Annotated in this window: 25 protein-coding genes and 1 pseudogene; 9 read left to right on the top strand and 17 right to left on the bottom strand. The window is 72.0% G+C overall.

The genetic code is table 11. The features are described 5' to 3' along the window. Positions 1–27: 27 nt before the first annotated feature. Positions 28–891 carry an NAD(P)-binding domain-containing protein gene (locus tag ABZX22_RS03095; RefSeq protein WP_354905589.1) on the bottom strand — a complete coding sequence of 288 codons (864 nt, stop codon included), beginning with the start codon at positions 889–891 and terminating at the stop codon, positions 28–30. A gap of 53 nt (positions 892–944) precedes the next feature. Between ABZX22_RS03095 and ABZX22_RS03100 the strand changes: the two genes are divergently transcribed. Next, the gene (locus ABZX22_RS03100; RefSeq protein WP_354905592.1) at positions 945–4,025 is read left to right on the top strand and encodes a BTAD domain-containing putative transcriptional regulator; all 3,081 of its coding nucleotides are present in this window, start codon (positions 945–947) and stop codon (positions 4,023–4,025) included. Here ABZX22_RS03100 and ABZX22_RS03105 read toward each other — a convergent pair. Next, a pseudogene (locus tag ABZX22_RS03105) lies at positions 3,963–5,084 on the bottom strand (histidine kinase); the annotation flags it as partial. The gene ABZX22_RS03100 and the pseudogene ABZX22_RS03105 sit on opposite strands and share 63 nt — an antisense overlap. A gap of 93 nt (positions 5,085–5,177) precedes the next feature. Here ABZX22_RS03105 and ABZX22_RS03110 point away from each other — a divergent pair. Together ABZX22_RS03110 and ABZX22_RS03115 are read left to right on the top strand one after the other, a co-directional pair. Beyond that, positions 5,178–5,369: a hypothetical protein gene (locus tag ABZX22_RS03110; RefSeq protein WP_354905594.1), complete on the top strand. Its 192-nt coding sequence runs from the start codon at positions 5,178–5,180 to the stop codon at positions 5,367–5,369. Between the two features lie 121 nt (positions 5,370–5,490). After that, on the top strand, positions 5,491–6,630 hold the full coding sequence (locus ABZX22_RS03115; RefSeq protein ID WP_354905596.1) for a cystathionine gamma-synthase: 1,140 nt from the start codon (positions 5,491–5,493) through the stop codon (positions 6,628–6,630). On the opposite strand, the gene ABZX22_RS03120 is transcribed toward ABZX22_RS03115, so the two are convergent. Further along, positions 6,627–7,055, bottom strand: a complete 429-nt coding sequence (locus tag ABZX22_RS03120) for a hypothetical protein (protein ID WP_354905599.1) — start codon at positions 7,053–7,055, stop codon at positions 6,627–6,629. The genes ABZX22_RS03115 and ABZX22_RS03120 overlap by 4 nt on opposite strands. Positions 7,056–7,312: 257 nt before the next feature. Between ABZX22_RS03120 and ABZX22_RS03125 the strand changes: the two genes are divergently transcribed. Then, complete coding sequence (locus ABZX22_RS03125; protein WP_354905600.1) at positions 7,313–7,735, top strand: DUF6292 family protein; 423 nt, start codon at positions 7,313–7,315, stop codon at positions 7,733–7,735. On the opposite strand, the gene ABZX22_RS03130 is transcribed toward ABZX22_RS03125, so the two are convergent. Further along, a complete protein-coding gene (locus tag ABZX22_RS03130; RefSeq protein WP_354905603.1) occupies positions 7,711–7,974 on the bottom strand; it encodes a hypothetical protein in 264 nt (87 codons plus the stop codon). The genes ABZX22_RS03125 and ABZX22_RS03130 overlap by 25 nt on opposite strands. A 178-nt stretch (positions 7,975–8,152) precedes the next feature. Here ABZX22_RS03130 and ABZX22_RS03135 point away from each other — a divergent pair, with 178 nt between their 5' ends. Genes ABZX22_RS03135 through ABZX22_RS03145 form a run of 3 tightly spaced genes read left to right on the top strand, consistent with a single transcriptional unit; the run spans position 8,153 to position 9,844 of the window. Further along, positions 8,153–8,932, top strand: a complete 780-nt coding sequence (locus tag ABZX22_RS03135) for a GntR family transcriptional regulator (RefSeq protein ID WP_354905606.1) — start codon at positions 8,153–8,155, stop codon at positions 8,930–8,932. After that, on the top strand, positions 8,929–9,435 hold the full coding sequence (locus ABZX22_RS03140; RefSeq protein ID WP_354905609.1) for a GNAT family N-acetyltransferase: 507 nt from the start codon (positions 8,929–8,931) through the stop codon (positions 9,433–9,435). Before ABZX22_RS03135 ends, ABZX22_RS03140 begins: the two co-directional genes overlap by 4 nt. Positions 9,436–9,460: 25 nt before the next feature. Further along, positions 9,461–9,844, top strand: a complete 384-nt coding sequence (locus ABZX22_RS03145; protein ID WP_354905612.1) for a DUF6292 family protein — start codon at positions 9,461–9,463, stop codon at positions 9,842–9,844. Here the strand turns inward: ABZX22_RS03145 and ABZX22_RS03150 are convergent. The 3 genes from ABZX22_RS03150 to ABZX22_RS03160 all read right to left on the bottom strand — a co-directional run bounded on the left by ABZX22_RS03150 (position 9,841) and on the right by ABZX22_RS03160 (position 14,099). Further along, positions 9,841–11,889 carry a hypothetical protein gene (locus ABZX22_RS03150; protein ID WP_354905615.1) on the bottom strand — a complete coding sequence of 683 codons (2,049 nt, stop codon included), beginning with the start codon at positions 11,887–11,889 and terminating at the stop codon, positions 9,841–9,843. The genes ABZX22_RS03145 and ABZX22_RS03150 overlap by 4 nt on opposite strands. A gap of 27 nt (positions 11,890–11,916) precedes the next feature. Beyond that, positions 11,917–12,654: a hypothetical protein gene (locus tag ABZX22_RS03155; protein WP_354905617.1), complete on the bottom strand. Its 738-nt coding sequence runs from the start codon at positions 12,652–12,654 to the stop codon at positions 11,917–11,919. A gap of 80 nt (positions 12,655–12,734) precedes the next feature. Then, positions 12,735–14,099 carry a sigma 54-interacting transcriptional regulator gene (locus ABZX22_RS03160; protein WP_354905619.1) on the bottom strand — a complete coding sequence of 455 codons (1,365 nt, stop codon included), beginning with the start codon at positions 14,097–14,099 and terminating at the stop codon, positions 12,735–12,737. A gap of 169 nt (positions 14,100–14,268) precedes the next feature. Here ABZX22_RS03160 and ABZX22_RS03165 point away from each other — a divergent pair, with 169 nt between their 5' ends. After that, positions 14,269–15,438 carry an FIST N-terminal domain-containing protein gene (locus tag ABZX22_RS03165; RefSeq protein ID WP_354905622.1) on the top strand — a complete coding sequence of 390 codons (1,170 nt, stop codon included), beginning with the start codon at positions 14,269–14,271 and terminating at the stop codon, positions 15,436–15,438. Between the two features lie 22 nt (positions 15,439–15,460). Here ABZX22_RS03165 and ABZX22_RS03170 read toward each other — a convergent pair whose 3' ends face one another. From ABZX22_RS03170 to ABZX22_RS03195, 6 genes are all read right to left on the bottom strand, one after another. Next, positions 15,461–16,636 carry an ABC transporter permease gene (locus ABZX22_RS03170; protein ID WP_354905625.1) on the bottom strand — a complete coding sequence of 392 codons (1,176 nt, stop codon included), beginning with the start codon at positions 16,634–16,636 and terminating at the stop codon, positions 15,461–15,463. After that, entirely contained in the window at positions 16,636–17,322 is a 687-nt protein-coding gene (locus tag ABZX22_RS03175) for an ABC transporter ATP-binding protein (RefSeq protein ID WP_354905627.1), read from the bottom strand. The genes ABZX22_RS03170 and ABZX22_RS03175 overlap by 1 nt, the downstream gene beginning before the upstream one ends. Next, positions 17,315–19,156, bottom strand: coding sequence for a peptidoglycan-binding protein (locus ABZX22_RS03180; RefSeq protein ID WP_354905629.1), 1,842 nt, complete (start codon positions 19,154–19,156; stop codon positions 17,315–17,317). Before ABZX22_RS03180 ends, ABZX22_RS03175 begins: the two co-directional genes overlap by 8 nt. A 136-nt stretch (positions 19,157–19,292) precedes the next feature. Next, complete coding sequence (locus ABZX22_RS03185; RefSeq protein ID WP_354905632.1) at positions 19,293–20,186, bottom strand: hypothetical protein; 894 nt, start codon at positions 20,184–20,186, stop codon at positions 19,293–19,295. Next, positions 20,183–20,521: a PadR family transcriptional regulator gene (locus ABZX22_RS03190; RefSeq protein WP_354905633.1), complete on the bottom strand. Its 339-nt coding sequence runs from the start codon at positions 20,519–20,521 to the stop codon at positions 20,183–20,185. Before ABZX22_RS03190 ends, ABZX22_RS03185 begins: the two co-directional genes overlap by 4 nt. 33 nt (positions 20,522–20,554) lie before the next feature. Further along, complete coding sequence (locus ABZX22_RS03195; protein ID WP_354905636.1) at positions 20,555–21,448, bottom strand: hypothetical protein; 894 nt, start codon at positions 21,446–21,448, stop codon at positions 20,555–20,557. A gap of 76 nt (positions 21,449–21,524) precedes the next feature. On the opposite strand from ABZX22_RS03195, the gene ilvA reads away from it, so the two are divergent. Further along, a complete protein-coding gene (ilvA, locus tag ABZX22_RS03200; RefSeq protein WP_354905637.1) occupies positions 21,525–22,736 on the top strand; it encodes a threonine ammonia-lyase in 1,212 nt (403 codons plus the stop codon). Positions 22,737–22,742: 6 nt separating this feature from the next. Here the strand turns inward: ilvA and ABZX22_RS03205 are convergent, their stop codons facing one another. The 4 genes from ABZX22_RS03205 to ABZX22_RS03220 are packed head-to-tail and all read right to left on the bottom strand — an operon-like array spanning position 22,743 to position 26,257. Beyond that, on the bottom strand, positions 22,743–23,582 hold the full coding sequence (locus ABZX22_RS03205; protein ID WP_354905639.1) for a hypothetical protein: 840 nt from the start codon (positions 23,580–23,582) through the stop codon (positions 22,743–22,745). A gap of 26 nt (positions 23,583–23,608) precedes the next feature. Next, on the bottom strand, positions 23,609–24,493 hold the full coding sequence (locus tag ABZX22_RS03210; RefSeq protein WP_354905642.1) for a hypothetical protein: 885 nt from the start codon (positions 24,491–24,493) through the stop codon (positions 23,609–23,611). Then, on the bottom strand, positions 24,490–24,822 hold the full coding sequence (locus ABZX22_RS03215) for a PadR family transcriptional regulator (RefSeq protein WP_354905644.1): 333 nt from the start codon (positions 24,820–24,822) through the stop codon (positions 24,490–24,492). The genes ABZX22_RS03210 and ABZX22_RS03215 overlap by 4 nt, the downstream gene beginning before the upstream one ends. Positions 24,823–24,841: 19 nt before the next feature. After that, entirely contained in the window at positions 24,842–26,257 is a 1,416-nt protein-coding gene (locus tag ABZX22_RS03220; protein ID WP_354905646.1) for a M1 family metallopeptidase, read from the bottom strand. Positions 26,258–26,313: the final 56 nt, after the last annotated feature.

Below are 26,313 nucleotides of genomic sequence, written 5' to 3' on the forward strand. Positions count from 1 at the left end.
TGGGGGCCGGGGTGCTTCGGTCACGGGTCAGGGCTTCTTGATGGACTCGACCACCGAGCCGAGCCCCTCCGCGGCATGTCCGTCGGCGACCGCGCGGGCGAACAGGTCCCGCAGCGCCTCGGGCAGCGTCACGTCCAGCCCCGCGTCGGCGAACGCGTGCACCACGTGCTCCATCCCCACCGCCTGCATGTGCAGGTTGTTCTGCGCCCCCGGGTAGGCCCGCTCCTCCATCTCGCCGGTCAGGATCTTCAGGTAGCCCATCGGCCCGTCTCCCGCGATCCCGCCGAACGTCTCCTGGGCGTACGGCAGCAGCTGCGTCACCGGCACTCCCGCGCTCTGCGCCAGCGCCCCCGCGTACATGTACGCCGTGAGCCCCGCCCAGAACATGAACAGCTGCGACTGGTAGAACAGCATCGCCAGCCCGGGGTCGGCCCCGACGTAGGTCACGTCGCTCAGCGCCTTCAACGTCTCCTCGTGGGCCGTCAGCGCCTCGGACGGCCCGCTGTAGAACGTGTACGCGCCGGGCTGCCCGATCCCCGGAGGCGGGGTCATGATGCCGCCGGTGACGAGCACGCCTCCCCTGCCCGCCACCCACCCCGCGGCCTCGCGCAGCCTGGCCGGAGCGTCGGAGCTCAGGTTGACCAGCACCTTGCCGGTCAGGTCGACCCCGTCGAGGCTGTCGTACATCGCCTGGTAGTCCACCTGGCTGATCACCATCAGCTCGCCGGCCTCGGCGGGGGAGGCCGCCTCGTGCGCGCCCAGCGCGACCAGGGCCCCGGCCTTGCCCGGCGTCCTGTTCCACACCGTCACCCGGTGGCCCGCCTTCAGGAACGTCTCGGCCATCGCGGAGCCCATCGCGCCGAGGCCGATCACAGTCACATGCGTCGTCATGCCCCCACCCTCGGCCCCGGCCCTACGGGAAACCTTCTGGTTAGCTACGGGTCATGCGTTTCGGAGTGCTGGGACCGCTGGCCGTGTGGGCCGACGACGGGAGCCTCGTGCGGGTGCCCGAGGCGAAGGTCCGCGCGCTGCTGGCCGACCTGCTGGTGCACGAGGGCCGTCCGGTGCCCATGGACAGGCTGATCGACGACCTGTGGGGAGCGCGCCCCTCCGGCAACCCGGTCGGAACGCTGCAGGCGAGGGTGTCGCAGCTGCGCCGGGCGCTCGGCGGCCCGCGAACGGTCGTGCGCGAGCCCGCGGGCTACCGCCTGGCCGGGGCCGAGGTCGACGCCGCCGAGTTCGCGGCGCTGCTGGCGCGGGCGAGGGAGGGAACGCCGCAGGCGCGGGCCCGCCTGCTGGCCGACGCGCTGGCGCTGTGGCGGGGCCCCGCCTACGCCGACCACGCCGACGCGCCGTTCGTCACGGCGGCCGCGGCGCGGCTCGAAGAGGCGCGCCTGACGGCGCTCGAGGACCAGGCCGAGGTACGGCTGGCGCTGGGCGAGCCGGTGGAGCTCGGCGCGCTGGTCGAACGCCACCCGCTGAGGGAGCGGCTGCGCGGGCTGCACCTGCGGGCGCTGTACCGGGCGGGGCGGCAGAGCGACGCGCTGGAGAGCTACACGGAGCTGCGGGCCCGCCTGGCCGACGAGCTCGGCGTCGACCCCGGCAGGGAGCTCGCGGCGCTGTACGAGGCGATCCTGCGCCACGACCCCTCGCTGGACAGGCCGGTCACGGGCGCTGTCCGCCTGTCCGGAGGCGGCATGCCCGCGCCGCTGACCGAGCTGATCGGCAGGGAGGAGGCGGTCGAGGAGGTGCGCGCCCTGCTCGACGCCGGCCGCCTGGTCACGCTCACCGGCCCAGGCGGCGTGGGCAAGACCCGGCTCGCCCTGGAGAGCGCGGCGGGGGTGGAGGGCGCGCTGCTGGTCGAGCTGGCCGCGACGACCGATCCCGTCCAGGCGGTGATCGAGACGCTGGGCGTCCGCGACGACGGCCCCGCCGCGGGCCCGGTCGAGCGCCTGGTCAGCGCGCTGCGCGACCGGCGGCTGCTGCTCGTCATGGACAACTGCGAGCACGTCGTCGACAGCACCGCCGACCTGGTCTCCACGCTGCTCAGGGCGGCCGGTGGGCTGCGCGTGCTGGCGACGAGCAGGGAGCCGCTGGCCGTCCAGGGGGAGCGGGTGTGGCCGGTGCCGCCGCTGGAGACCGCCCAGGGGGTACGGCTGTTCGCGGCGCGGGCCGAGGCCGCCGATCCCGCCTTCTCACTCGACGAGGACGACGCCCGGACCGTGGCCACCATCGTGGAGCGCCTCGACGGGCTCCCGCTGGCCGTGGAGCTGGCGGCGACGCGGGTACGCGCGCTCGGCGTGCGGGAGCTGGCCGCCAGGCTCGACGACCGTTTCAGGGTGCTGGGCGCGCGGCGGAGAGACGCGCCCGGCAGGCAGCGGACGTTGCGCGCGGTCATCGACTGGAGCTGGGAGCTGCTGTCCGAGGCCGAGCGGGTGGTGCTGCGGCGGCTGGCCGTCCACGCGGACGGGTGCCTGCTGGAGGCGGCCGAGCAGGTGTGCGCCGAGCCGGGGGTGGACGTCGTCGCGTCGCTCGCCCAACTGGTCGACAGGTCGCTGGTGAGCCCCGGCCCGCGCTACCGGCTGCTGGAGACGGTCCGGGCCTACGGCCTCGAACGGCTGGCGGAGGCAGGCGAGAGCGCCACGCTGAAGGAGCGGCACGCGGCCTACTACACCGCCCTCGCCGAACGGGCCGACCTGCGCGGGGCCGAGCAGGGCCGGTGGCTGCGCGCGCTCGACGCCGAGGGTGCCAACCTGCGCGCGGCGCTGGAGAGCGAGAGTCACGCGCTGCGGCTGGTGAACGCGCTGGGCTGGTACTGGTTCCTGCGCGGCAGGCGGGGCGAGGCGAGCAGGGCGATCGAGCGGGCGCTGTCGTCCGGCGGTGGCCAGGCGCGCGAGCGGGCGCTGGCCGCGGTGTGGCAGGCGGGGATGACGCTGTCGACCGGTGACGACGCGGGCGCCGTGCCGTACGGGGGGCTGGACCGCGCCGGGGCCGCCTTCGCCGACTGGTTCCTCAGCTACGTGAGATGGGCCTACGGCGACCACCCCGCGCACGAGGCCAGGGTGGAGCGGGCGCTGGCCGCCTACCGCGAGCTGGGCGACCGCTGGGGCGTCGCGGCGGCGCTGGACGTGCGGGCCAAACTGGCGCTCGTCCGCGGCGACCTGGCCGCGATGGAGGCGGACGGCGAGCGCAGCCTGGCGATCTTCCAGGAGGTCGGGGACGGCTGGGGCCGGAGCGAGGCGATGGAGACGCTCGGCCTGCTCGCCGAGATCCGCGGCGACTACGCGGAGTCGGCGAGGTGGCGCGGCGAGGGGCTGCGGCTGGCCGAGGAGCTGGGGCTGGAGTCGGCCTACCGCCTGTCGGTGCTGGGCAGGACCGCGCTGCTGAGGGGCGACTACGCCTTGGCCGACGACTACCACGAGCGAGCGCGCAGGCTCGCCGTCGAGCAGTCGTACAAGTCGGCCGAGGAGCACGCGGTGCTCGGCCTCGGGCTGGGCGCGCGGCGGCAGGGACGACTGGAGGAGGCCGAGGCGCTGCTGCGTCCCTGGCTGGCCTGGCTGCGGCAGGTGGACGGGCAGCCGGGGCGCGCGCTGATCCTGGCCGAGCTCGGCTTCGCCGCCGAGCAGCGCGGCGACACGGCGGCCGCGCTGGCGCTGCACCGCGAGGGCTACGCCGCCGCACGGGCCAGCGGCGACCCGAGGGCCGTGGCGCTGGCCCTGGAGGGCCTGGCCGGCGCGCTGCCCGGCCGTGACGCGGCCAGGTTCCTCGGTACGGCGGCCGCGATCAGAAAGTCGGTCGGCGCGCCGCTCCCGTCCGCCGAGCGCGGCGACGTCGCGCGGATCTCCGCCAGGGCGCACGCCGAGCTGGGCGAACGGGCCTACGCCGAGGCATGGGCGCTAGGGCAGCGGGAACTCGGCACGCACCTCCCACGCGCCCTCGGCCGTGGGCCCGGCCACCAGCCGGCCGCCCAGCGCCTCGACCCGCTCGGCCATGCCGACCAGTCCGAATCCGCCGCCCAGCCGTGAGATGCGGGGATCGGTGGCCGAGCCGTAGTTGCGCACGCGCAGCACCACCACGCGCTCGTAGCGCCGCAGGTCCGCCTCGACCCAGCCGGTGCCGGGGGCGTGGCGGCGGACGTTGGTGAGCGACTCCTGCAGCACCCGGTGCAGCGTCGTCATCACCTCCGGCGGCAGCGTGGCGTCGTCGATGCCCTGCCCGATCTCGAAGGCGACCTGGGGACCGCTGGCGGCGAAACGCTCGGTCAGCAGGCGCAGGTCGGCCAGCGAGGTGCCGGGCGTGCGGGCCGCCTCGTCCTGCGCGCGCAGCACGCCGACCAGCCGGCGCATCGAGGTGAGCGCGTCGGCCCCCGCGTGGGCGATGGCGTCGAGGGCGGGCACGACCGCCTCCGGCTTGTTCTCGGCCACCGTGCGGGCCGCCTGCGCCTGGACGACGATGCCGGTGATGTGGTGGGCGACCAGGTCGTGCAGCTCCCTGGCCAGCTCCAGGCGTTCGGCCCGCCGTACCGCGTGGATGGCCTCGGTGCGGCGCTCCTGCATGAAGCGCAGGTAGCCGCCGACGCCGGCGGCCGTCGCCCAGCCGATGAACAGCAGGAACGAGAAGGCGAGACCGGCGCTCCGGTAGTCGCGCATGCCGCCCTCGGCCATGAGGACGGCCATCGCGACCAGCGACAGCACCGCCGCCCGCGGCACCGGCTCCACGTGTCGCAGGATCCCGATGGTGAGGATGAGCAGCGCGCCGCTCTCGGCCATGCCGGGGAAACCGGCGAAGTCCGTGACACCGAACAGCAGGGAGACCGCCAGCGAGCACGCCATGAGGACGACGAAGCCCTCGACCCGGTAGCGCCTGCGCAGCACCACCGCGGCGATGCCGACCGCGCCGCACCCGGGCACCAGGTGCTGCGGGCCGCCCGCGCTGAACGAGGCCACCACGTCGACCATCAGCAGCAGGCCCAGCCAGCCGATCATCGCGATCTCGCTCAGCCGCCTGACCCAGTAGACGAAACGTTTGTTGTCCCCCACGGCACTCGAGCCTAGGCCGGAAGTCGGACCACCCATATCAACCATTCGGCCGAGGGCCCGGCCCGCGGACCAATCCTTCAGCGGAGGCGGCGGCAACCCCCGGCGGCCGATGCTTGAAGCGTCGAAGGGATGAGGGACATGGTGGTAATCGGATTCCTGATGCTGGCTCTCGGGCTCGGCGTGGTGCTGCTGCTCGCGCTGGCCGACCCGGTCCTGCTGTCGAGGATCAACGGCGAGCCCGCCGAGGGCGGCAGCGGCCGCCACATCGAGGCCGACATCGTCCGGCTGCCGCGGCGCTTCCAGGAGCGCGGCGAGGCCGAGGCGGCCTGACGGACACCCCCCTGTGCTCGTCACGGGAGGGCGGTTGGGGGACAGGCCGCCCGTGACGTCGGTGAGGCCCGTGATCGGTTGGGGGACGGATCACGGGCCTCACAGGTTTAGCGTGGTGGGTATGAGCCACGGATTTGAGACTCTGGCCATTCATGCCGGCCAGGAGCCCGACCCGACGACCGGCGCGGTCGTGCCGCCGATCTATGCCACGTCCACCTACAAGCAGGACGGCGTGGGCGGCCTTCGGGGCGGATATGAGTACAGCCGCTCGGCCAACCCGACGCGGACGGCGCTGGAGGAGGCGCTGGCGGCGGTCGAGGGTGGGGCCAGGGGGCTGGCGTTCGCCTCCGGCCTGGCGGCCGAGGACACGCTGCTGCGCACGGTGTGCAAGCCCAACGACCACGTCGTCATCCCGAACGACGCCTACGGCGGCACCTACCGCCTGTTCGCCAAGGTGCACCAGCGCTGGGACCTGCGCTACGACCCGGTGCCGCTGGGCGACCTCGACGCCGTCGCCGCGGCCATGACGCAGAAGACCAGGATCATCTGGGTCGAGACCCCGACCAACCCGCTGCTCGGCATCGCCGACATCGCCGCGCTCGCGCAGCTGGCGCACGACAACGACGCGCTGCTCGTGGTGGACAACACCTTCGCCTCGCCGTACCTGCAGCAGCCGCTGTCCCTGGGCGCCGACGTGGTGGTGCACTCGACGACGAAGTACGTCGGCGGCCACTCCGACGTGGTCGGCGGCGCGCTGGTCTCGGCGTCCGCTTCGCTGGGCGATGAGCTCGCCTACCACCAGAACGCCATCGGCGGCGTGGCGGGGCCGTTCGACGCGTGGCTGACGCTGCGCGGGCTCAAGACGCTCGGGGTGCGGATGGACCGCCACTGCGACAACGCCGAGCGCGTGGTCGACCTGCTGCTCGCGCACCCGCGCGTCACCCAGGTGCTCTACCCGGGCCTCGACGAGCACCCGGGGCACGAGGTGGCGGCCAAGCAGATGAAGCGTTTCGGCGGCATGGTGTCGTTCAGGGTGGCCGGCGGCGAGCAGGAGGCCGTCGAGATCTGCAACCGGACGAAGCTGTTCACGCTGGGCGAGTCGCTGGGTGGCGTGGAGTCGCTCATCGAGCACCCGGGCAGGATGACGCACGCCTCGGCGGCGGGCTCCCCGCTGGAGGTGCCGTCCGACCTGGTGCGGCTGTCGGTCGGCATCGAGACGGTCGACGACCTGCTGGCCGACCTGACCGAGGCGCTGGGCTAGGCGCCGGGGACGACCATCAGGAACAGGACGACCACGTAGATCAGCGCGATCACGCCGCCGAGCGCGGCGATCCTGCCGTTCTCGACCTTCGCGTCGTCGTCCGGGCTCTCGGTGGAGAAGACCCGGACCGCGGCGCGAAGGTCGCGGTCGATGATGAACAGCAGGACGAGGGCGACGAGGAACAGCGTCATCGACGCCGACATGTACCACTGGCCGATGACGCCGAGGCGGATCGCGAGCCAGATGCCGAAGACGAGCACGCCGAGCGAGCCGATGCCGTAGATCCGGGTCATCCGCTGCAGGACCTGCAGGACGGAGGCGTTCTTGGCCCGGATCGCGCGCGGCGCGGCCATGACCACCGCCGTGAGAGGACCGACGGTGAAGATGGCGAATGCGATGTGCAGCAAGAGCAACGTGCTATCCATGGGGCTGACCTTAGCCGCCCGGCGATCTCACCGGGAAACACTCTCTTCCTGGGGATCGTCCTGGTGGTGAGGGCAGCTCATGCACAGCTCGAAGGCCGCGACGGCCACGACCATCACGGCGATGATCACGATCATGGCGAGCATGGCTTCCTCCTTCCCCGAATATCGTCCGTAATGACTAGACGTCGTGGCAATGGAATAAGTTCAGCGCGGGTATGGTTGGTTGTCTGTTTCCCAGGGCACAAGGGGGTGCCGTCGTGGCCGTGAGGCACGTCGAGCCGTACTCGGACGAGTGGGTACACCAGCCGTTCTCCTATGTCACCCAGGTCGTCGGCGTGCTCGGCGCCGAGGTGGGCGACTGGTGGGAGGGTCCGTGCGACCCGCGCGACGCGACCGTGCGCCTGACCGACGGCTCTGCCCTGGTGTGGGACGAGGAGAGCGGCTGGCGGCTCGGCCGGTTCGTCTCCGGCTGCCGCGGCGCGCACAGCGAGCTCGAAGAGGTGCGCTATCTCGGCCACGGGCTGCTGCCGCGACCGGAACGGGTGCAGGGCGCGCTGGCCGACGCCCGCGCCGGGGTTGGCGCGAGCTCGGCCTGGCGGCCCAGCTACCGTTCGCACCGCAACTGCCGCGACGGGTTCGACGTCGCGCTCAGCTACTACTGCTCCTTGCTCAACGCCTGATCTCGCCCGTCGCAGGTCGGGCAGTCGAAGGGCGCGTGCTGCGCGTTGGTGGCGTACCTGCATCCCGTGTGATCGACGGTGAGCCTGAGAATCCGTCTGGTGCCCGCGTCCAGCGGGCCTGGCGGTGTTCCGGTCGCCGAGCTCCTGCCGTCCTCGTGGTGTATGCCGATGACCACGACGATGAAGATGCCCGCCGCCCCGCTCGCAATGATCAGCGCCAGGATGACGGCTGCTTCCATCAAGAGAGGCCTCCCCTCGGTGTGGGGTGGAATTCGGGGGCGCGGTCCCGGGTGATGCGGCCTCGTTGCCGCGTCCGTTCTCGCGGGGAATCCCGGGTGTAGGATTCAGTTTGGTGAAACCAGTCATACCAATGATTGGTCTCACTCAAACCATCGGAACTCAAAGAGGAGCGATCCGGTGCCCGTCCCGAAGTACCAGCAGCTTGCCGACCGTCTGCGCAAGGCCATCGAGGACGGGCGGTGGGGTCCGGGTGACCAGATCCCGACCGAGGTCGAGCTGAAGGAGTCGTCCGGATTCTCGATCAACACCGTGCGCGAGGCCATCCGCCAGCTGGTGAACCAGGAGCTGCTGGAGAAGCGCCAGGGCGAGGGCACCTTCGTCCGCCGCGCACCCGACACCTTCCCCGTGGTGCTGTCCGACGAGGAAGGCAGGCGCGCGGCCCACCTGCCGGGCGACGCCTACGTCTCCTCCGTCCTGCTGCGCGGCCGCCGTCCCGAGGTGGGCAGGCCGCACGTCGACGTGGTCGACGCCCGCGCCGACGTGGCGGCCAGGCTCGACATCCCGGTCGGCGCCAAGGTCGTCACCAGGGTGCAGCGGCGGTTCGTGGACGGCGTGCCGTGGTCGGTGCAGACCTCCTACTACCCGATGGACATCGCCGACGGCACCGACCTCATCAGGCCCGGCGACATCACCCGGGGCACGATCAAGCTGCTCGAAGACCTCGGGCACCCTCAGGTCGGCTACACCGACGAGCTGACCGCCCGCATGTCCTACACCGACGAGAGCGCGTTCTTCGGCGTCACCGGCGCGGGAGTGTCCGTGCAGGTCCTCTGGCGCACGGCCTTCGACCCCACGCGCCCGATCAGGCTGACCGTGACCGTCTACCCGGCCGACCGCAACCGTCTCGTCTACCACATCGGGTCCGTCCCGGCGAAGTACCGGGACGGGAGCCCGTGATCCACCCGCGCGGGGCCACGCCGGACGACTTCCCGGCGATCATCGGCCTGATCGACAACGCCGCGGCGTGGCTCGCGGGCAAGGACACCGACCAGTGGCAGCGCCCGTGGCCCGACCGGGCGGCCAGGGACGCCAGGGTCAGCGGCGGCATCGCCGAGGGGATCACCTGGGTCGAGGAGCGTGACGGGAGGCTCGCGGCCACCGTCACCCTCACCACGACGGTGCAGCGGGAGCTGTGGGCCCACCACGACCCTGACGCCGACGCGCTCTACCTGCACCGGCTGGTCGTCCATCGGGACTTCGCGGGGCGGGGCCTCGGCGCGGAGATCATCGACTGGGCGGCCGCGCGCGGCCCTGGACTGCTGCGCATCGACGTGTGGCGGACCAACGAGGCGCTGCACAAGTACTACCTGCGGCAGGGCTTCGAGTTCGTCGGGATCTCGCCGCTGCCCGGCTATCCCTCGGCGGCCCTCTTCCAGCGGAAGTTGGTTACATTAGGGTAAAGCCTCCCCCAGCGAAGGGAACAGCATGCGGCCGTACACATCGGAATGGCTCTCGCTGCCTGTCGCCTACGTCGCCGAAGTCGCTCTCGCCGTGGACGCCCTCGAATGGTGGGACGACCCCTTCGACCCCCGCGACGCCACGATCCTGCTGGTCTCCGGGTCGGCGCTGGTCTGGGACGAGGAGAGCGGCTGGCGGCACGGCCGGTTCGTCTCGGGGGAGAAGGGCGTGCGCACCGAGCTGGCCGACCCCCGCTACCTGGGCGGCGGCGTGCTGCCCAGGCCCACGGACGTGCCCGTCCTGCAGGCCATGGGCGGCAGCCCCGCCAGGCCCGTCTACCGGTCCTACCGCGACCACGGCGACGGGCTCGACGAGCGGCTGGCCACCTACACCGTCCCCGCGATCGTCTAGCGGGCCCGGCGCTGGCGCAGGAAGTCGCTGACGACGTACTCGCCCAGGCGGTCGGCGCTGGGGGAGAAGACCCTGCCGCCGTTGCGCCTGGCCACCTCGTCGACGAACTCCTTCAGCCGGTCGTCGCCGGCCAGCATGAACACGTTGATCGTCGCGCGCCGCCTGGTCATCTTGTCGACCTCGGCCAGCGTCAGCTCCAGCGTCTCCGGTGAGGGCGGCCACTCGAAGGCCGAGCGGCCGTTGCGCATCAGGTGCGCGGTGGGCTCACCGTCGGTGACCACGAGCACGACGGGCTCGAAGTCGGGATGCCGGTCGAGGTGGCGGCCCGCGATGAGCAGGGCGTGGTGCAGGTTCGTGCCCTGGACCATGTCCCAGTCGAGGCCGGCCAGCTCGTCGGGCTGCAGCACCCTGGCGTAGTTGGAGAAGCCGACGATCTGGACGGCGTCCTGCGGGAACTTGGCGGCGACCAGCGCCTGGAGGGCGAGCGCGGTCTGCTTGGCGGCGGCCCAGGTGCCGCGAAGCGCCATCGAGTACGACAGGTCGACGAGCAGGCACACGGCGGCGGCGCTGCGCCGTTCGGTCTCGCTGACCTCGAAGTCGTCGACGGACAGCCGGACCCGCGGGGAGGCGGCCCGCGCGCGCTCCCCGAGACGGTCGTCGGGCTGCCCCGCGGCGGGGGCCGGCCGGGGCGCGGTGCGGGCCGGCCGGCCGAGGTCGGTACGGCCGGCCACGTCGTGCCGGCGGATGCCGTTGACGAGCGTGCGGACCACGTCGATCGGCTGCTCGTCGCCGAAGCGCCACGCGCGCGACGACCCGGTCAGCTCGCCCGCCGCCCCCGCGTCCCGCTGGTCGTGGTCGCCGCGCCGTCCCGCGTCCAGGGAGGAGAAGACGCGCCGCAGCGCCGTCTCGCCGAGGCGGCGCACCGCCTTGGGGGTGAGTTCGAGCTTGCCGCGCCGCCGCAGCAGGTATCCCTGCTGCTCCAGCTCGCGTTCGATCCGCTTCAGCGCCTCCAGGTCGTCGACCGCCGACCGGCCGAGGGCGCGGCGGATGGCGGCCTCGTCGATGTCGTCCAGGCGCGCGCCGGGGTAGTCCTGCCGGAGCGCGGCCTCCAGTTGGGTGAGGTCGGCCAGTTCCTCGAGCGCGGTCACGGCGTCGCCCATGCCCATGGGGTCCTCGCCGGTCAGCCGCTCGGGGGTGGTCCACGCCAGGTCGGGCCTGCGGGCGTAGAGGGAGTCGCCCAGGCGGCGCATCTGCTCGGACAGTCCGGCCTGGTCGAGCGTCTGGTCGATCAGGTTGGCGAGCTCTTCCCGCTGGCGCGGGGTGAGCGAGGCGAGCATGCGCTGGGTGGCGGCGGCCCTGCGGGCGAGGGTGTCGACCAGCTCCTCGAGCGTGCGCGGCCGCTCCGGGAACATGTCGCCATATTTCGACATGAAGGAGTCGAAGTCGGCTTGGCTGTGCTCGCCCCGGGCGTCCCGGTCCAGCATGTCGTTCAGGTCGCTCAGCATCTGCCTGATCCGCTCCATGGCGGCCGGATCAGGGTTGGCCAGCGCGTCGCGCATGCCCTTGAACTGGGTGTCGAGCACCTCCCTGCGCAGCAGGTCGCGCAGCTCCTCGAAGGTCTGCCGCGCCGCAGGCGAGCGCCAGTCGTAGGAGCTCAGCTCCTGGATCGCGCTCGCGGTGTCGTCGGGCAGGGCGTCGAGGGCGGCCTCGCGCAGGCGGGCGTCGTCCGACGGATCGGGGAACAGCTCGGCCCGCTCCTGCCCGATCGCCTTGTCCAGCAGCGAGCGGGCCCGGTCGAGGGTGCCGTCGAGCCGTCCGCGCTCGCGCAGCTCGCGGCGGCGGCGCCGTACCTCGCGGAGCATGTCGTCCAGGCCCCTGCGGTCCTGCGCGCCCGGCAGGCCGCGCTTGAGCAGGTCACGCAGCGCGTGGACGGGGGTGGACCCGGACAGGATGGCGTCGCCCATCTCGTCCAGCGCCGCCCGCACGTCGTACGGCGGAGCGAGCGGGTCCGGCCCTTCGTGGTACTCGCCATAGCGGTAGGCCATGCGCCCACGCTAACCCGAGATATCCGGCTATGCGTCGCCGAAGACCTCCCAGACCTCCACCAGTTCGCCGCTGAGCGGGTTGTAGTCGGCTTTCACCAGGATCGGGTGCGCCTGCGCCTTCAGCACGGCGGTGAAGTCGCCGGCCGCGCAGTTCTTCGTGCCGAGCCCGTCGCGGTCGGCGTTGACCGGCCTGCCGGACAGCCAGCCCGCCGAGCACGAGGCGGTGACGCGGTAGAAGCCGAGGGCGTGGGTGTAGCCGAGCTTGCGCCCCTTGAAGGAGACCGTGGTGTCGTCGACGCGCTTGAGCGTGCCGAAGGCGCTCCTGGGCGTGCCCCAGTCGGTCAGGAACTCGCTGACCTTGACCGCCTTCGTGCCCGAGTACTCGATCTTGAGGGGGGCGGGGCCCCGCTGCAGCGTGAAGGCGAGGTCGGCGGGCGTGCACGCCGTCCGGCCCAGGCCGCCGCCGTCGAGCGCGACCCGGCCCTCCGTCTCGACCAGGTCGCAGGCCACGGTGAGCCTGCGGTAGGCCGCCTTGGTGTAGTCGAGCCTGACCTCCTTGGCGCCCGCGACGGCCTTCAGCCGGTAGCGCCGGATCCCGTGCTCCTTGACCAGGGTCGCACTGGCGGGCGTGATCCTGAGCGCGCCCTTGCCGTCGGCCCAGGCGAAGCCGTACGCGACCGAGCCGGAGGTGGCGGCCGAGGCGGCCCCTGGCGTGCAGAGGCCGGCACAGAGCACGGCACTGGCGGTCAGGGCGGGCAGGCGCATGATCTCCCCCGAGGTCGTAGGTGTGTCATCCTCTAGGACGCCGGAGATCACGCAAATGTTCACCCGAGCGTGTCGGCGGATCAGGTGCGGTAGACGGCCACCCCGTCCACGTCGTCCTTCGACAGCCGGCGCATGAGGTACAGGCCCTCCAGGGCGAACTCCAGGGCCGCGGCCGCGTGCCCCGGCGACTCCTCGCCGGTGCCCATGCCCAGCTTCGACATGATCCTGGCCAGGCCGTCGACGGGCCCGATGCGGCGCAGCAGTTCGGCGGCCGGCACCAGCTCGCCCGACTCCACCTGGGTGCCCGCCGAGAATTTGTCCAGCAGCGGCGTCAGGTCCAGGCCGCCGAGCCTGCCGCGGAAGGTCTCGGCGGTGGCGCGGCGCAGCAGGTGGGCGAGGATCTCGATCTCCCTGCCCTCCTCGCTGACCTCGAACTCCACCTTGCCGCGCAGGCTGGGGACGACCGGGGTCAGGTCGCAGACGCGGGTCACCGCGCGCTCCTCGCCGGCGATGGCCGCCCGCCGTACGGCGGAGGCGGCGGCGGTCTCCGTCGCGGCGATGGAGAAGCGCGCCGACACGCCCGAGCGGGCGTCCACGGCGGTCGACTCCCTGACCAGGCGGGTGAAGCGGGCGATGACCTCGACGAGGTGTTCGGGGACGTCGGCGCCGATGTCGGGCATCGACTCCTGGCGGATGAGCGCGAGCTCGTCCTCGATGGTCAGCGGGTAGTGGGTGCGCACCTCGGCGCCGAAGCGGTCCTTCAGCGGGGTGATGATCCGGCCGCGGTTGGTGTAGTCCTCGGGGTTGGCGCTGGCGATGAGCAGGATGTCCAGAGGCAGTCGCAGGTTGTAGCCGCGCACCTGGATGTCGCGCTCCTCCAGCACGTTCAGCAGCGCGACCTGGATGCGCTCGGCGAGGTCGGGCAGCTCGTTGACCGAGAAGACGCCGCGGTTGGTCCGCGGCACCAGGCCGTAGTGGACGGTCTCGGGGTCGCCGAGCGTGCGGCCTTCGGCGATCTTGATCGGGTCGACGTCGCCGATCAGGTCGCCGACCGAGGTGTCCGGCGTGGCAAGCTTCTCGCCGTAACGCCCGTCGCGGTGCTTCCACGCGACGGGCAGCTCGTCGCCGAGCTCGGCGGCCAGCCGTACGCAGCGGGCGCAGACCGGCGCGTACGGGTGGTCGTTGATCTCGCAACCCTCGACCACGGGGGTCCACTCGTCGAGCAGGCCCGTGACCGTGCGGATGAGGCGGGTCTTGCCCTGACCGCGTTCGCCGAGGAGGACCAGGTCGTGACCCGCGAGGAGGGCGCGCTCGAGATGGGGCAGGACGGTGTCGTCGAAGCCCACGATGCCGGGAAAGCGTGTCTCTCCCGCGCGCAGCCTGGCGAGCAGGTTCTCGCGGACCTCGGTCTTGACGCTGCGACGGACGTGACCGCTGTCTCGCAAGTCGCGGAGAATACGAGGCTGATGCACGCGTTCGAGACTACGTCTCCTTGGGGGAATGGGGGAATGTCTTTCGGATTTGACTGATGCGTGACGATAAGGGCGCGTGCTTGTCCTCCCAGTGGGGAGAATCCGCCCGAGGGGCACTCCGAAGCGTGAGGAGGCGAGACGCGTGGCCCTGTTGACGAGCCGGTTCGCGGACGGCCTCGCTGTGGGATCCGACCTGGTCGCCGCCGCGGAGACGGCCGTCCGGCAGGCTCTGGCCGGGCTGAGCGGCCCCGCCGATCTCGTCTGCTTCTTCATCTGCGGGGAGGACCCCGACGACGTGGCCAGAGCGGGGCAACGGGCCATGGCCGTCGCGCCCGCCGCCCACGTCATCGGCTGCAGCGCGACCGGCGTCATCGGCGACGGGCAGGGCGTGGAGCTCACCCCGTCGGTCAGCGCGTGGGCGGCCACGCTCGACGGCGGCCGGCTGACCACGTTCGCGCTGGAAACCCTGACCGCCGAGGACCGTTTCGTGATCATCGGCCTGCCCGAGCGCCAGGCGGACGACAGGGTGGCGATCCTGCTGGCCGACCCCTACAGCTTCCCCACCGACGCCTTCGTCGAGCGCTCCGCCGAGGTGCTCGGCGACCTGCCGCTGATCGGCGGCCTGGCCAACGGGCTGCAGGGCAGGGGCTCGGTACGGCTGTTCGCCGGGGGTGAGGTCTACGACGAGGGCGCCATCGGCGTGCTGCTGGGCGGCGAGGTCAAGGTCAGCACGGTGGTCAGCCAGGGGTGCAGGCCGATCGGCCCGACGATGGTCGTCACCAGCGCGGAGGAGAACCTGCTGCTGGAGCTGGCCGGCCAGCCCGCGCTCGCCAGGCTGGAGGACATCGTCAGCGAGCTCGACGAGGACGACCGCGAGCTGGTCGCCTCGGGGCTGCAGATCGGCGTGGCGATGGACGAGTACGCCGAGCACCACGAGCGGGGCGACTTCCTGATCCGCGGCGTTCTGGGCATCGACCCAGAGCGGGAGGCGGTGGCCATCGGGGACGTGGTCGACATCGGCAGGACGGTGCGCTTCCAGGTGCGCGACGCCGCCACCGCCGACGAGGACCTCTACGACCTGCTCGACGCGCACCGCGAGCAGCTGGGCAGGATCGACGGCGCGCTCCTGTTCGCCTGCAACGGCAGGGGGTCGGCGATGTTCGGCACCGCCGACCACGACGCGGTGGCGGTGCGCGACACGCTCGGCTCCATCGGCCTGGCGGGCTTCTTCGCCGCGGGAGAGGTGGGGCCCGTGGGCGGACAGAACCACGTGCACGGGTTCACCGCCTCGATCCTCGTCTTCTCCTCCTGACCTGACCTCCGCCGGCCGGGGGTCAGCGCAGCGCGTCGACCGGTTCCATGCGGGCCGCGCGCAGCGACGGGTACAGCCCCGCCAGCAGCCCGACCATCGCCCCCGCGAGCGGCGCCACCAGGGCCAGCCGCAGGTCGAGCACCGGGGTCCACTGCTTGGCCGCCGAGACGCCGACGATCGCGACCACGCCGAGGCTGGCCCCGATCACCCCGCCGGTCAGCCCGGTGAGCGTCGACTCCAGCAGGAACTGGGCGGCGATGTGCCGGCGTGCCGCGCCCAGCGAGCGGCGCAGGCCGATCTCGGCGACGCGTTCCATGACGGTCACCAGCGTGACGTTGGCGATGCCGACCGCGCCGACCACGAGCGAGACCAGGCCGAGGATCAGGAACAGCGCGTTGACGTCGTTCTGTACGGCGTCGCGCGCCCTGGTGGGCGACGGCGGCGCGATGACCTGCAGCACGCTCTCGTTGCCGGGGCTGAGCGCGAGCGGCGCCTGCCCGGCGACGAGGTCGGCGGCACCCAGACTGGTGTTGATGAGCACCCTGGTGACGTCCCTGAGCCCGAACTGCCTGCCGATCGTGGGCGGGACCATGACCGCGCTGGCGAGGTTCCGCTCCCGTTTCATCCCGCCCAGGATGCCGATCACCGTGTAGGCGTGCTTGCCGATGAAGACGGCGGGCGCGCCCTCCAGGCGGGTGACGCCGAGCATCGCGGCTGCCTGCTCGCCGAGGACGACCACCCTGTCCTTGCGCGCGAGGTGCCCCACGTCGAAGAAGCGGCCCTGGAGCAGGCTGCCCTTGACCGCCTGGGGAAGGCTGGGGCTGGCGGCCACCACGGTCAGGGTCTGGTCGGTGACCCTGGTCGGGTCGACGATCTTGTTGGAGCGCACGCTCAGGTTGGCGCTGTCCTTGGTCTCGGCGACGGCGGCGGCCGACGTCACCCCGCGCAGCCTGGTGACCTGGTCGACGGCGTCCCACTCGACGAGGGCCGTACGTTCCTCGGGGACCTCGACGGTGATCGCGGTGGCGGTCAGCTCGTCGAACCTGCCGACGATCTGGTTGCCCGCGGTGGCGGCGATGCCGAGCGTGATGACCAGCGTGGTGATGCCGAGCACGGTGCCGAGGGTGGTGAGCGCGGTCCTGACGGGGCGGGCCAGCATGCCGGCCATGGCCTCGTTCAGCAGGTCGCGAAGGTCCACTACTCCTCCACCAGGACGCCGTCGGTGATCCTGACCCTGCGCTTCGCCCGGTCGCTCACCTCGTTCTCGTGGGTGATCACCACGATCGTCAGCCCCTGGTCGCGCAGGTCGTCGAAGAGGTCGAGGACGGCTTCGGTGTTGCGGCTGTCGAGGTTGCCCGTGGGCTCGTCGCACAGCAGCAGCGAGGGGCCGCCCATCAGCGCCCTGGCGATCGCCGCCCGCTGCCGCTCTCCGCCGGACAGCCGGTCGGGCAGGAAGTCCACCCGGTGCGACAGGCCGACGCGCTCGAGCGCCGCCAGCGCTCTGGCCCTGCGGTCCTTGCGCCCGCGCCTGGCGGCGCCGCTCCGGTACACCTCGGCCAGCATCACGTTCTCGGCCACGCTGCGGTGGGGGAGCAGATGGAAGGACTGGAAGACGAAGCCGATACGGCTGCCGCGCAGCCTGGTGCGCTCGCCGTCGGGCAGCTCGGTGGTCTCGATCCCGTCCAGCCGGTAGCTGCCCGAGCTGGGCCGGTCGAGCAGCCCGAGCACGTTGAGCAGCGTGGACTTGCCCGACCCCGAAGGGCCGATGATCGCCATGTAGTCGGTCCGGTGGACGTCGAGCGAGACGCCGGACAGCGCGCGCACGGGCGGGTCGGCGGGGAACTCCTTGCCGACGGCGTTCAGGGCGATGACGGGCTCAGGCACTGTTGATCACCACCCGGTCGCCCTGCTTGAGGTCGCCGGTCACCTCGACCTTGCCGTCGGCGGTGAGGCCGGTGCGCACCTCGACGTCCCTGGTCCTGTCCGGCGCGACCTCCACCCGGACCCGCGCCTTGCCGTCCGCCGAGGTGATGACCGCGGCCACCGGCACGACGAGGACCGCGCTGTCCGTCGCGCCGACGGTCACCTTGACGGTGACCGACGCGCCGGACAGGCCCCTGAGGCCCTTGCCGGACAACGGGCTGATCAGGACCGGTTCCGAGCTCGTCGCCGACGTGTTCTCACCCGCCTTGGCCTCGCCGGTGGCGAGCTTCGCCTGCTGCCCGAAGGCGGTCAGCCGCGCCGGGAACGTCCTGCCCGCCTCGGTCTCGATGACGGCCGGCATGCCCTCCTTGAGCAGGGTGGCCTCGGTCGCCTCCACCGATCCCGCGACGACGAAGGTCGAGCTGGTCACGGTGGCGATCGCCTTGTCCACGGTCTCGCCGGCCTTGACCGCGGCCTTGTGCAGGCGGGCGGGCAGCCGCGGCAGGAACACCAGTTCGCCCGGCGGGATCGTGGTGCCGTAGCCGCGCAGGTACTCGGCCATCAGCGTCTTAGCCGCGCTGACGTCCTTCCTGGCGTTGGCGACCTTCAGCTTGGCGGGGGACAGCGCGCGGGCCTGCCGCAGGGCCTGCTCGGCGACGGCCACGGCCTCCTCGGCGTCCCGCACGCCCTTGCTCAGCTCGGTCAGCTTCTTCTCGCGGGCCTGCCGTGCCTCCTCCTCGATCCGCCCGTACGCCCTGCGTGCCGCGTCGAGGTCGGCCCGCGCGTTGGACACCCTCAGCTCCAGCAGCGTCGTGTCGGCGGGCGGCTTCGGCGTGGCCGGCGGCGCCGGGGTGGCACCCGGCGCGCCCGGCCCGGTGGTCGGCCCGCTGGTCGGCCCAGTGCTCGGCCCGGTGCTCGGCTCCTGCCTGCCGTTGTCGGCCCTGGCGGCGGCCAGGTCCTGCTCGGCCTGCAGCAGCTTCTCCTCGGCGGCCCGGACGGCGGCGTCGGCGCTCTCGATCCTGGCGATGTCCTCGGTGGTGTGCTCCTGCTCCTTCGCCTGCCGGTGGGCGCGCTCGGCCGCTTTCAGGTCCGCCCTGGCGTTGGTGAGCTTCAGCTTCAACGGCAGGACGTCGCCGCCCTGGTCGAGCGTCTTCTGCTCGACGGCCAGCGTCTCCTGCGCGGTCTGGACGGCCTTGCGCAGCGTGTCGAGCTGCTGGCGGGCCTCCAGCGTGGGCTGCTGGGCCGCGTAGCCCTTCCTGGCGTAGAACCGGGTGACCGCCGCAACGGTGGCCTGGTCGAACACGCCCGTGACGCGCGTGCCGTACCCGAGGCGGCGCAGCGACCGCTGCAGCTGCTCGACGTCGTCGCCCTTGGCGCCGGGTGCGATGGTGCGGTGCATCGGCACCTTGCCCGCCATGGCGAAGACGGGCCTGCCGTTCACCTCCAGGAGGACCCCGCCCTCCCTGATCGTGCCGGGACGGGGCGCGCGGGTGGCGCGCTGGGTGGTGTCCGCGCCACCGGCCGCGCCGCCGACCCCGCCGCCGACCCCGCCGCCGACCATGCCGGCCAGCGAGATCGGCAGCGGCGAGCCGTACTCGAGGGTGCCGTTGACCACGATCGTGCTGGCCAGCCTGGTGTGCTCGACGGGTGCGGTGACCAGCGACGCCTTGGGCGGCCTGCGCAGCGCCGCCTCGTCGGCGGGCGAGCGCAGTCTGGTGCTGACTCCCCAGCCGACACCGGCGATGGCGATCACGCCGGCGACGGTGCCGACGAGCACCTTGCGGGGGGACTTCACGTCGGAACTCCTTGTTCTCGGGGGTGCCGAAGTTCTCGGGCATGCTGAAGTTCTCGGGCATGCTGAGGTTCTCGGGGGTGCCGAAGTTCTCGGGCATGCCGAAGAGAGCTCGTGGCACTGGAGCCGGGACGAGCCGCTAGCGGAGGCTGCGGCGCCTGGCGCGGAACGGCACGGCGACCGCCGCGCCCGTCAGGACCACCAGCAGGGCCGCATGGGCGATGTCCTGCCTGGCGACGAGCTCGACGGAGGCGTTCTCCCAGAGCACGGCCGTCGCGGGCACCAGGTAGACGCCCGCGGCGACGGCCCAGCGGGGGTCGGCGGTGAGGTGACCGGCGCAGGCGGCGCCGACGAGCAGGACGACCTCCAGGCAGACCCTGGCCATCGCGGTCGGCGAGCCCGCGACGATGTCGAGCCACGCCGGGTCGGCCCCGGCGACCAGCGGCACCGCGGCCAGCCACCACCACGAGCGGGCGCGGGGCCGTTCGCGCCTGCTCGCCAGGACCAGCAGTCCGGCGACGATCAGCGCGTTGGAGGTCAGCGGGGCGATCGGGCCGCCGTGGCCGTACAGGGCGGGGCCCGACCACGGCCCGTCGGGGAAGACCGGCAGCAGCGTGGCGTCCAGCCACGGGTGGCCCATGGTGATCGCGGTGACCTTGACGGCGACGGCGCCCGCCACCGGGAGCGCGAGCCTGACGTGGCCGCGCAGGACCAGCACGAAGGCGACGGCCGACAGGGCCAGCCACAACGGGATGCCGCCGGCGTAGGGGATGAGCACCGCGAGGTTGAGCATGGCCAGCGCGACGACGCCCCTGTGCAGCCCGTCTGTCCAGGCGGGCCCCTGTGCCGCCGAGATGACGCGGGCGCGGATCCCCCCGACGACCAGGGCGACCGCCTCGCGTGCCGGAGGTATCGCCCGGCCCGGCTCCGCGCTGTCCAGCAGGATGCCGAGAAGCTCGTCCCCGTGGTCGGCCCGGTAGCCGTTCGGATAGGCCCGCAACAGCCAGCGGTACCGCCGCTCGAGGGTGGTCATGCGAACGTGGCTCCCAGGCTGTGGCGTCCGGTCACCACGGCGGCCGCCTGCTGCATGCGCCTGGCCTCCGCCTCGACGATGCGGTTGCCCTCGTCGGTGATCCTGAAGTAGCGGCGCTTGCGGCCGTTGACGACCTCCTCGCGCTCCACCACGATGACACTGTTGGCGGCCAGCCGGTCGAGCGCGCCGTAGAGGGTGCCGACGGCCAGCGTGATCCGGCCCTGCGAGAGGTCGACGACCTTCTTGATGATCGCGTGTCCGTGGAGCGGGCCGTCCAGGAGCGCGGCGAGAACGAAGTAGGTCTGCTCACTCAACCCGGATGATCCCTTGGACATAGCGGAGAACGTACTTCGCTCGCCGAAGTATCGTCAAGACCATGCCCGCATCCCGAACTCCTCGTCGACCTTGGCGTCGATCTCGTTCGCCTTCGGCAGGTAGGCCGGGTAGAAGCCCTTGCCGCACTCGAGGTCGTCGAGCGCGATCCTGATCTCCCTGGTGAGGTACGGCCTGGCCTGCGCGGCCGTGAGCGTGGGCTCGTAGATCCGGCCCTCGGGCAGCTTGCTGTCGTCGACGTCGTCGGTCTTGCCGAGGTTGACGACCATGGCGCGGACCTGTTCGTCGCCGCGCACGGCCATCGCGGTCGGATTGGTCTTGGGTGCCCGGTAGCCCTTGCCCTTCAGGCACTCGGCCATGCTCGCCGCCTTCTCCACCAGGACGGGGTCGCCGTCGAGGGCACGGGCCTTGGCCTGGGTCCTGGCCTTGTCCACCTGCTCGTAGTGGTCCATCGACGACGCCACGACCTTCCCGGTGATCTTCTTGATCACGGCCACGTAGCAGGTCTCGTAGGCGCTGTTGTAGGCCTTGTGCTGCTGCTGGGACAGCGAGCTCTGGATCTTCCAGTTCGGGTTGATCTCCGGGTTCTCCGGCTCGAACATCGGGCTCTCGTACTCCTTGGGGTAGACGTACACGGCGAAGTGCCCGAAGCCGTACTTGCCGCGGACCGACTTCATCGCGGCGTAGTCGCCGCTGCCGGCCGCCTTACGCTCCTGGCTCAGCGTGCGGCCCTTGGCGACGAAGGCGACGTACTTGAAGCCCTTGCCCTTCATGCAGGTGGCCAGCTCGGCCTCCTTGCGCTGCTCGACTCCCTGGACGGCGGGGCTGGGCGCGGCTTGCGTCGCGGTGCCGGCGCATCCGGTGGCCAGGGCGAGGGTCAGGAGCGCCGTCGCGCACCTCGTCGCCCGAACTCGGCGTTGATCTGGCATGGGGAGGACCATACTTCGCGTGACGAAGTATGGTCAAGAGCGTTCCGCCGACGCGGGTGGTGGGAGACTGGGCGGCATGGTTCTCCCGCAGGTGACCCTCGACGACGTGGTGGCCGCACGCGCCCTCCTGGCGGATGTCGCCGTGCAGACCCCCGTGCTCCGGTCCAGGATCCTGTCGGAGACCATCGGCGGCCCCGTGCACCTCAAGTGCGAGAACCTCCAGCGCGCGGGCTCGTTCAAGGTGCGCGGCGCCTACGTCCGCATCGCCAGGCTGACCGACGACGAGCGGCGCAAGGGCGTGGTCGCCGCCAGCGCGGGCAACCACGCGCAGGGGGTGGCGCTGGCCTCGGGCCTGGTCGGCACGCACGCCACGGTCTACATGCCGGAGGCCGCGCCGCTGCCCAAGGTGGAGGCGACGCAGGCCTACGGCGTCGAGGTCGTGCTCGGCGGAACCAGCGTCGACGTGGCGCTGGCCAGGGCGAAAGAACACGCACGGCGCACCGGAGCGGTGTTCATCCACCCCTTCGACCACCCCGACGTCATCGCCGGCCAGGGCACGATCGGCCTGGAGATCATCGAACAGCTTCCGGAGGTGGGCACGATCGTGCTCGGCATCGGCGGCGGAGGGCTGGCCGCGGGCGTGGCCCTGGCGGTGAAGTCGCTGCGGCCGGGCGTGCGGATCGTCGGCGTGCAGGCCGAGCAGGCCGCCGCCTACCCCGCCTCGCTGGCGCTGGGCGAGCCCGTCGTGGTCGATCCCTCGGGCACCATGGCCGACGGCATCGCGGTGGGCCGCCCCGGCGAGCTGCCGTTCGACATGATCCACTATCTGGTCGACAGCGTGGTGACGGTGTCGGAGGAGGAGATCTCCCGCGCGCTCGTGCTGTGCGTCGAGCGAGGGAAGCTGGTCGTCGAACCCGCCGGCGTGGTGGGGGTGGCGGCGCTGCTCGCGCATCCGCGCACGTTCGAGCCGCCGGTGGTGGCGGTGCTGTCGGGCGGCAACATCGACCCGCTGCTGCTGTCCAACGTGCTACGGCACGGCCTGGCCGCCGCGGGGCGCTACCTCACGGTCAGGATCAGGCTGTCCGACCGGCCTGGCGCGCTGGCCGGCCTGCTCGTCACGCTCGGCGAGCTGCGCGCCAACGTGATCGACATCGTCCACGAGTGGGTCAGCGCCAGCCTGCACGTCGACGAGGTCGAGGTGCGGCTGCAACTGTCGACCCGTGGTCAGGCACACAGCGACGAGGTGCTGGGGGTGCTCACGCGGGAGGGCTACAAAATCTTCGGCTGACGACGGCTACAGGCCGATCAGCGGGCCGTACTCGGCCATCACCCGCGTGTCGATGGAGGACTGCTTGGGCGCGAAGCGGGTGTAGAACTCCTTCCCGCACTCCAGGTCCTGCATGGCCGCCTTGACCTCGCGGTCCAGGTACGACCTGGCCTGCGCGGCGGTGAGCTCGGGGGTGTAGCTGTGACCGTCCGCGCGGTCGGGGAACTGCTGGTCGCCCAGCTTGTTGGACTCGGCCCAGAAGGCGTCGGTGCCTCTCCTGGCGAGCGCGGTCGGCTTGGTCGAGGACACCTTGACCCCCTTGGCGGTGAGGCAGTCGGCGAAATCCCCGGCCAGGACGACCAGTTCCGGGTCGCCGTCGATCTCGGTGGCCTCCAGCCTGGCAGAGGCCGCGTTCAACAGGTCCACGGCGTGGTCCGTGGAGGTGACGTCCTTGTCGAGCACCTCCTTGGCGGCCTTGCCGAGACAGGTCTTCTCAGCCTTCCGGTAGGAGGCGAGCTGCGAGGAGTTCAGGTTCATCATGATCTTGTTGTTGGGGTTCTCGGCGATCTCGGCCTCGGCGCCTCCGGCCAGGGGATCCTTGGGGTAGACGTGCATGGCGAACACCCCGAAGCCGTATTTCTGGCGATAGGCCGTCATCCCCTCGTAGGTGGTCCTGTCGGGCTTCGGCTGGCTGGGCCGGACGAAGGGGATGTACTTGAAGCCCTGCTGTTTCATGCAGTCAGCCATGATCTGCTGCATCCTGGGCCGGGGATCGGGCGCCTTGGCGGCGGGGGCGGGGGTGGCGGCCTGCTCGGCCGTGCAGCCCGTGACGAGGGCAAGCGAAAGCAACCACGTGACACGACGCATGGAGAAACTCCGGATCTGTCGGGTGATCAGGTGAACGCGCGCATGCGCGACCCGCGCGGCGCGACGGCCGCGACAAGGGTGAGGAACGCCAGCAGCCCCCAGTAGGCGAGGTCCTGGCGCGACTGGTCCATCAGGTGCTGGGCGAAGGCGGCCGAGCCGGCCACCAGGTAGAGCGCGGCGGCCAGCGCCCAGCGCAGGTCACCGGTCAGGCGGCCGGCCCACACCGCGCCCGCCAGCGTCACGGCCTCGGCCGCGATCCTGACCGCGACCGCGGGGGCGGGTTCGTCGAGCGACATCCAGGCGGGACCGGCCGTCGCCAGCAGGGGTACGGTGGCGAGCCACCACGGCGAACGCCTGCGCGGCCGGTCCTCCCGCAGGGCCAGGACCGCCAGCCCGGCGCAGGCCAGCGCGGGCCCGGCGACCGCGCCGAGCGGGCCGCTGAGGCCGTAGAGCGGGTCCGGTGTCAGGAAGGCGGGCTCGACCGGCAGCGGCGTGGCGTCCACGAAGACGACGCCGGTGCCGAGTGCCCACGACTTGATCCCGGTGAGCAGCGCCAGCGGTAGCGCCGGCCGTACCCGGCCCATGACCACCAGGACGAGGGCGAGCGCGGACAGCGCGCACCAGAGCGGGATCGACGCGGCATAGGGCAGCCAGGCCGCCAGGGAGGCCGCGCACAGCGCGGTCACGCCGAGGTGGAGGCCGTCGGACCAGGCCGGAGCGGTGGTGGCCTGCCAGGCCCGCTCCTTCAGGCCGTTGGCCAGCAGGCTCACCACCTCCCTCAGCGGTGGCCTGGAGCGCCGCGGGTCGGTGTGCCCGAGCAGGACGTCCAGCAGTTCCTCGCCGTGCGCCGCGCGGTAGGCGCGCGGGTAGGCCCGGATGAGCCGCCGGTAGCGCCGTTCGAGCGGGCTCACGCCAGGCCCAGGTCGCGGCGGCCTCTGACCACGCTGGCCGCGTGGTGCATGCGCTCGGCCTCGGCCTCGGCGATCGCCCTGCCGCGATCGGTGATGCGGAAGTAGCGGCGGTTGCGGCCGTCGACGACCTCCTCGCGGTCGACGATGAGCGTGCCCTGGGCGGTGAGCCGCTCGAGGATGCCGTAGAGGGTGCTGACCGACGGCTTCACGCGGTCGCGTGACAGCTCGATGACCCGCCCGACGATCGCGTGCCCGTGCAGGGGGCCGTCGAGAAGCGCGGCGAGCACGAAGTACATCGGCTCGCTGACTTCCGTTGATCTTCTCGGCATGGCGATCAAGATACTCCGTTTAACGGAGTGATGACAAGGCCGGCTTTCTCGCCTCGAAGAGCCAGGCGTTGAAGAGGGGATCGAGATCCTTGCCCGACAGCCGCTCGGCGAGGGCGACGAACTGCGGTGTCGTGACGTGACCGTACTTGTGGCGGTCGGCCCACTCCTTGAGGATCCTGAAGAAGACGTCGTCGCCGACGCTCATGCGCAGCGCGTGCAGCGTCATGCCGCCACGGGTGTAGACCGACTCGTTGAACAGGTCACCCGGCCGGGCCCGGCCGGGCGGGTAGGCCCACATCGCGTCGCCGGCGGGCCTGGCGTAGTAGCCGTCGAAGACGCTCTGCGCGCTCGCCCTGCCCTTGTGCTCCGACCACAGCCACTCCGCGTACGTGGCGAAGCCCTCGTTGAGCCACAGGTCCTTCCACCGCTTGATCGACAGGCTGTCGCCGAACCACTGGTGAGCCAGCTCGTGGGCGATGATGCTCTCGTCCGGCCGGAAACCGCCGTACATCGGCTTGGTCTGGTTCTCCAGCGCGTAGCCCGCCGCGAAGTCGTCGACCACGCCGCCCGTCGACGAGAACGGGTAGGGCCCGAACACCGTCGACCAGTAGTCGGTCACCTCGCCGGAGGTCGTGTAGAGGCTGTCGAGCGTCGAGGCGAACTTCGGGTCGGCGGCGGCCAGGTTGGGGATGCCCTTCGCGGTCGTGCCCTGGCGCAGCTCGAACCTGCCCAGCGTCATCGTCGCCAGGTAGGTGGCCATCGGGTGCTTCTCCGACCAGGTGAACGTGGTCTTGCCGGCGCGCGTGACGGGCTGCCCGGTCTGCTCGCCGTTCGCCAGCGCCGTCAGCCCCTGCGGCACGGTCAGCTCGAAGTCGAAGCGCGCCTTGTCGGCGGGGTGGTCGTTGGCCGGGAACCAGGTCTTGGCGCCGTTGGGCTGGCAGGCGACGAAGGCGCCGTCATCGGTCGGCACGAAGCCGTAGGTGCCGAGGTTGGTGGAACCGGTGACCGGCCGGGGCCGGCCCGCGTAGGCGACGGTGACGGTGAAGGCGCGGCCCTCGCGCAACTGCTGGGCCGGGGTCACCGTCAGCTCGTCGCCGCTGCGCGCGACCGTGGCCCGCGCGCCGTCGACCGTGACCTCGGAGACCTGGAACCCCGCGAGGTCGAGATTGAAGCGCGGCAGCGGCTGCGTCGCCTTGGCCTGGATCGAGGCCAGGCCGTTCAGCCGCTTGGCCGCGGGGTCATAGTCGATCTTGAGGTGGTAGCGCGTGACGTCGTAGCCGCCGTTGCCGTCCAGGGGGAAGTCGGGATCGCCGATGCCCCGACCCGGCTCCCCCGGGCTCGTCACCGGAGCGGGCGGGGCGGACGACGCCGCGGTCCCGTCGAGCGGGGCGCAGGCGACCGCCCCCAGAAGCGTCAGGAGCAGAGCGGAGCGCATGGTCCATCAGCCTACGCGAGCCGCCACGGCCGGGCACGCATAGTGGCCGCATCGTC

Source organism: Nonomuraea sp. NPDC003804 (assembly GCF_040610675.1).
GTDB lineage: Bacteria > Actinomycetota > Actinomycetes > Streptosporangiales > Streptosporangiaceae > Nonomuraea.

Excerpts from the sequence above, each read along its gene's own strand:
- ABZX22_RS03095 (WP_354905589.1), bottom strand. The coding sequence starts at position 891 with ATGACGACGCATGTGACTGTGATCGGCCTCGGCGCGATGGGCTCCGCG.
- ABZX22_RS03100 (WP_354905592.1), top strand. The coding sequence starts at position 945 with ATGCGTTTCGGAGTGCTGGGACCGCTGGCCGTGTGGGCCGACGACGGG.
- ABZX22_RS03110 (WP_354905594.1), top strand. The coding sequence starts at position 5,178 with ATGGTGGTAATCGGATTCCTGATGCTGGCTCTCGGGCTCGGCGTGGTG.
- ABZX22_RS03115 (WP_354905596.1), top strand. The coding sequence starts at position 5,491 with ATGAGCCACGGATTTGAGACTCTGGCCATTCATGCCGGCCAGGAGCCC.
- ABZX22_RS03120 (WP_354905599.1), bottom strand. The coding sequence starts at position 7,055 with ATGGATAGCACGTTGCTCTTGCTGCACATCGCATTCGCCATCTTCACC.
- ABZX22_RS03130 (WP_354905603.1), bottom strand. The coding sequence starts at position 7,974 with ATGGAAGCAGCCGTCATCCTGGCGCTGATCATTGCGAGCGGGGCGGCG.
- ABZX22_RS03145 (WP_354905612.1), top strand. The coding sequence starts at position 9,461 with ATGCGGCCGTACACATCGGAATGGCTCTCGCTGCCTGTCGCCTACGTC.
- ABZX22_RS03150 (WP_354905615.1), bottom strand. The coding sequence starts at position 11,889 with ATGGCCTACCGCTATGGCGAGTACCACGAAGGGCCGGACCCGCTCGCT.
- ABZX22_RS03155 (WP_354905617.1), bottom strand. The coding sequence starts at position 12,654 with ATGCGCCTGCCCGCCCTGACCGCCAGTGCCGTGCTCTGTGCCGGCCTC.
- ABZX22_RS03185 (WP_354905632.1), bottom strand. The coding sequence starts at position 20,186 with ATGACCACCCTCGAGCGGCGGTACCGCTGGCTGTTGCGGGCCTATCCG.
- ABZX22_RS03190 (WP_354905633.1), bottom strand. The coding sequence starts at position 20,521 with ATGTCCAAGGGATCATCCGGGTTGAGTGAGCAGACCTACTTCGTTCTC.
- ABZX22_RS03195 (WP_354905636.1), bottom strand. The coding sequence starts at position 21,448 with ATGCCAGATCAACGCCGAGTTCGGGCGACGAGGTGCGCGACGGCGCTC.
- ilvA (WP_354905637.1), top strand. The coding sequence starts at position 21,525 with ATGGTTCTCCCGCAGGTGACCCTCGACGACGTGGTGGCCGCACGCGCC.
- ABZX22_RS03205 (WP_354905639.1), bottom strand. The coding sequence starts at position 23,582 with ATGCGTCGTGTCACGTGGTTGCTTTCGCTTGCCCTCGTCACGGGCTGC.
- ABZX22_RS03215 (WP_354905644.1), bottom strand. The coding sequence starts at position 24,822 with ATGCCGAGAAGATCAACGGAAGTCAGCGAGCCGATGTACTTCGTGCTC.
- ABZX22_RS03220 (WP_354905646.1), bottom strand. The coding sequence starts at position 26,257 with ATGCGCTCCGCTCTGCTCCTGACGCTTCTGGGGGCGGTCGCCTGCGCC.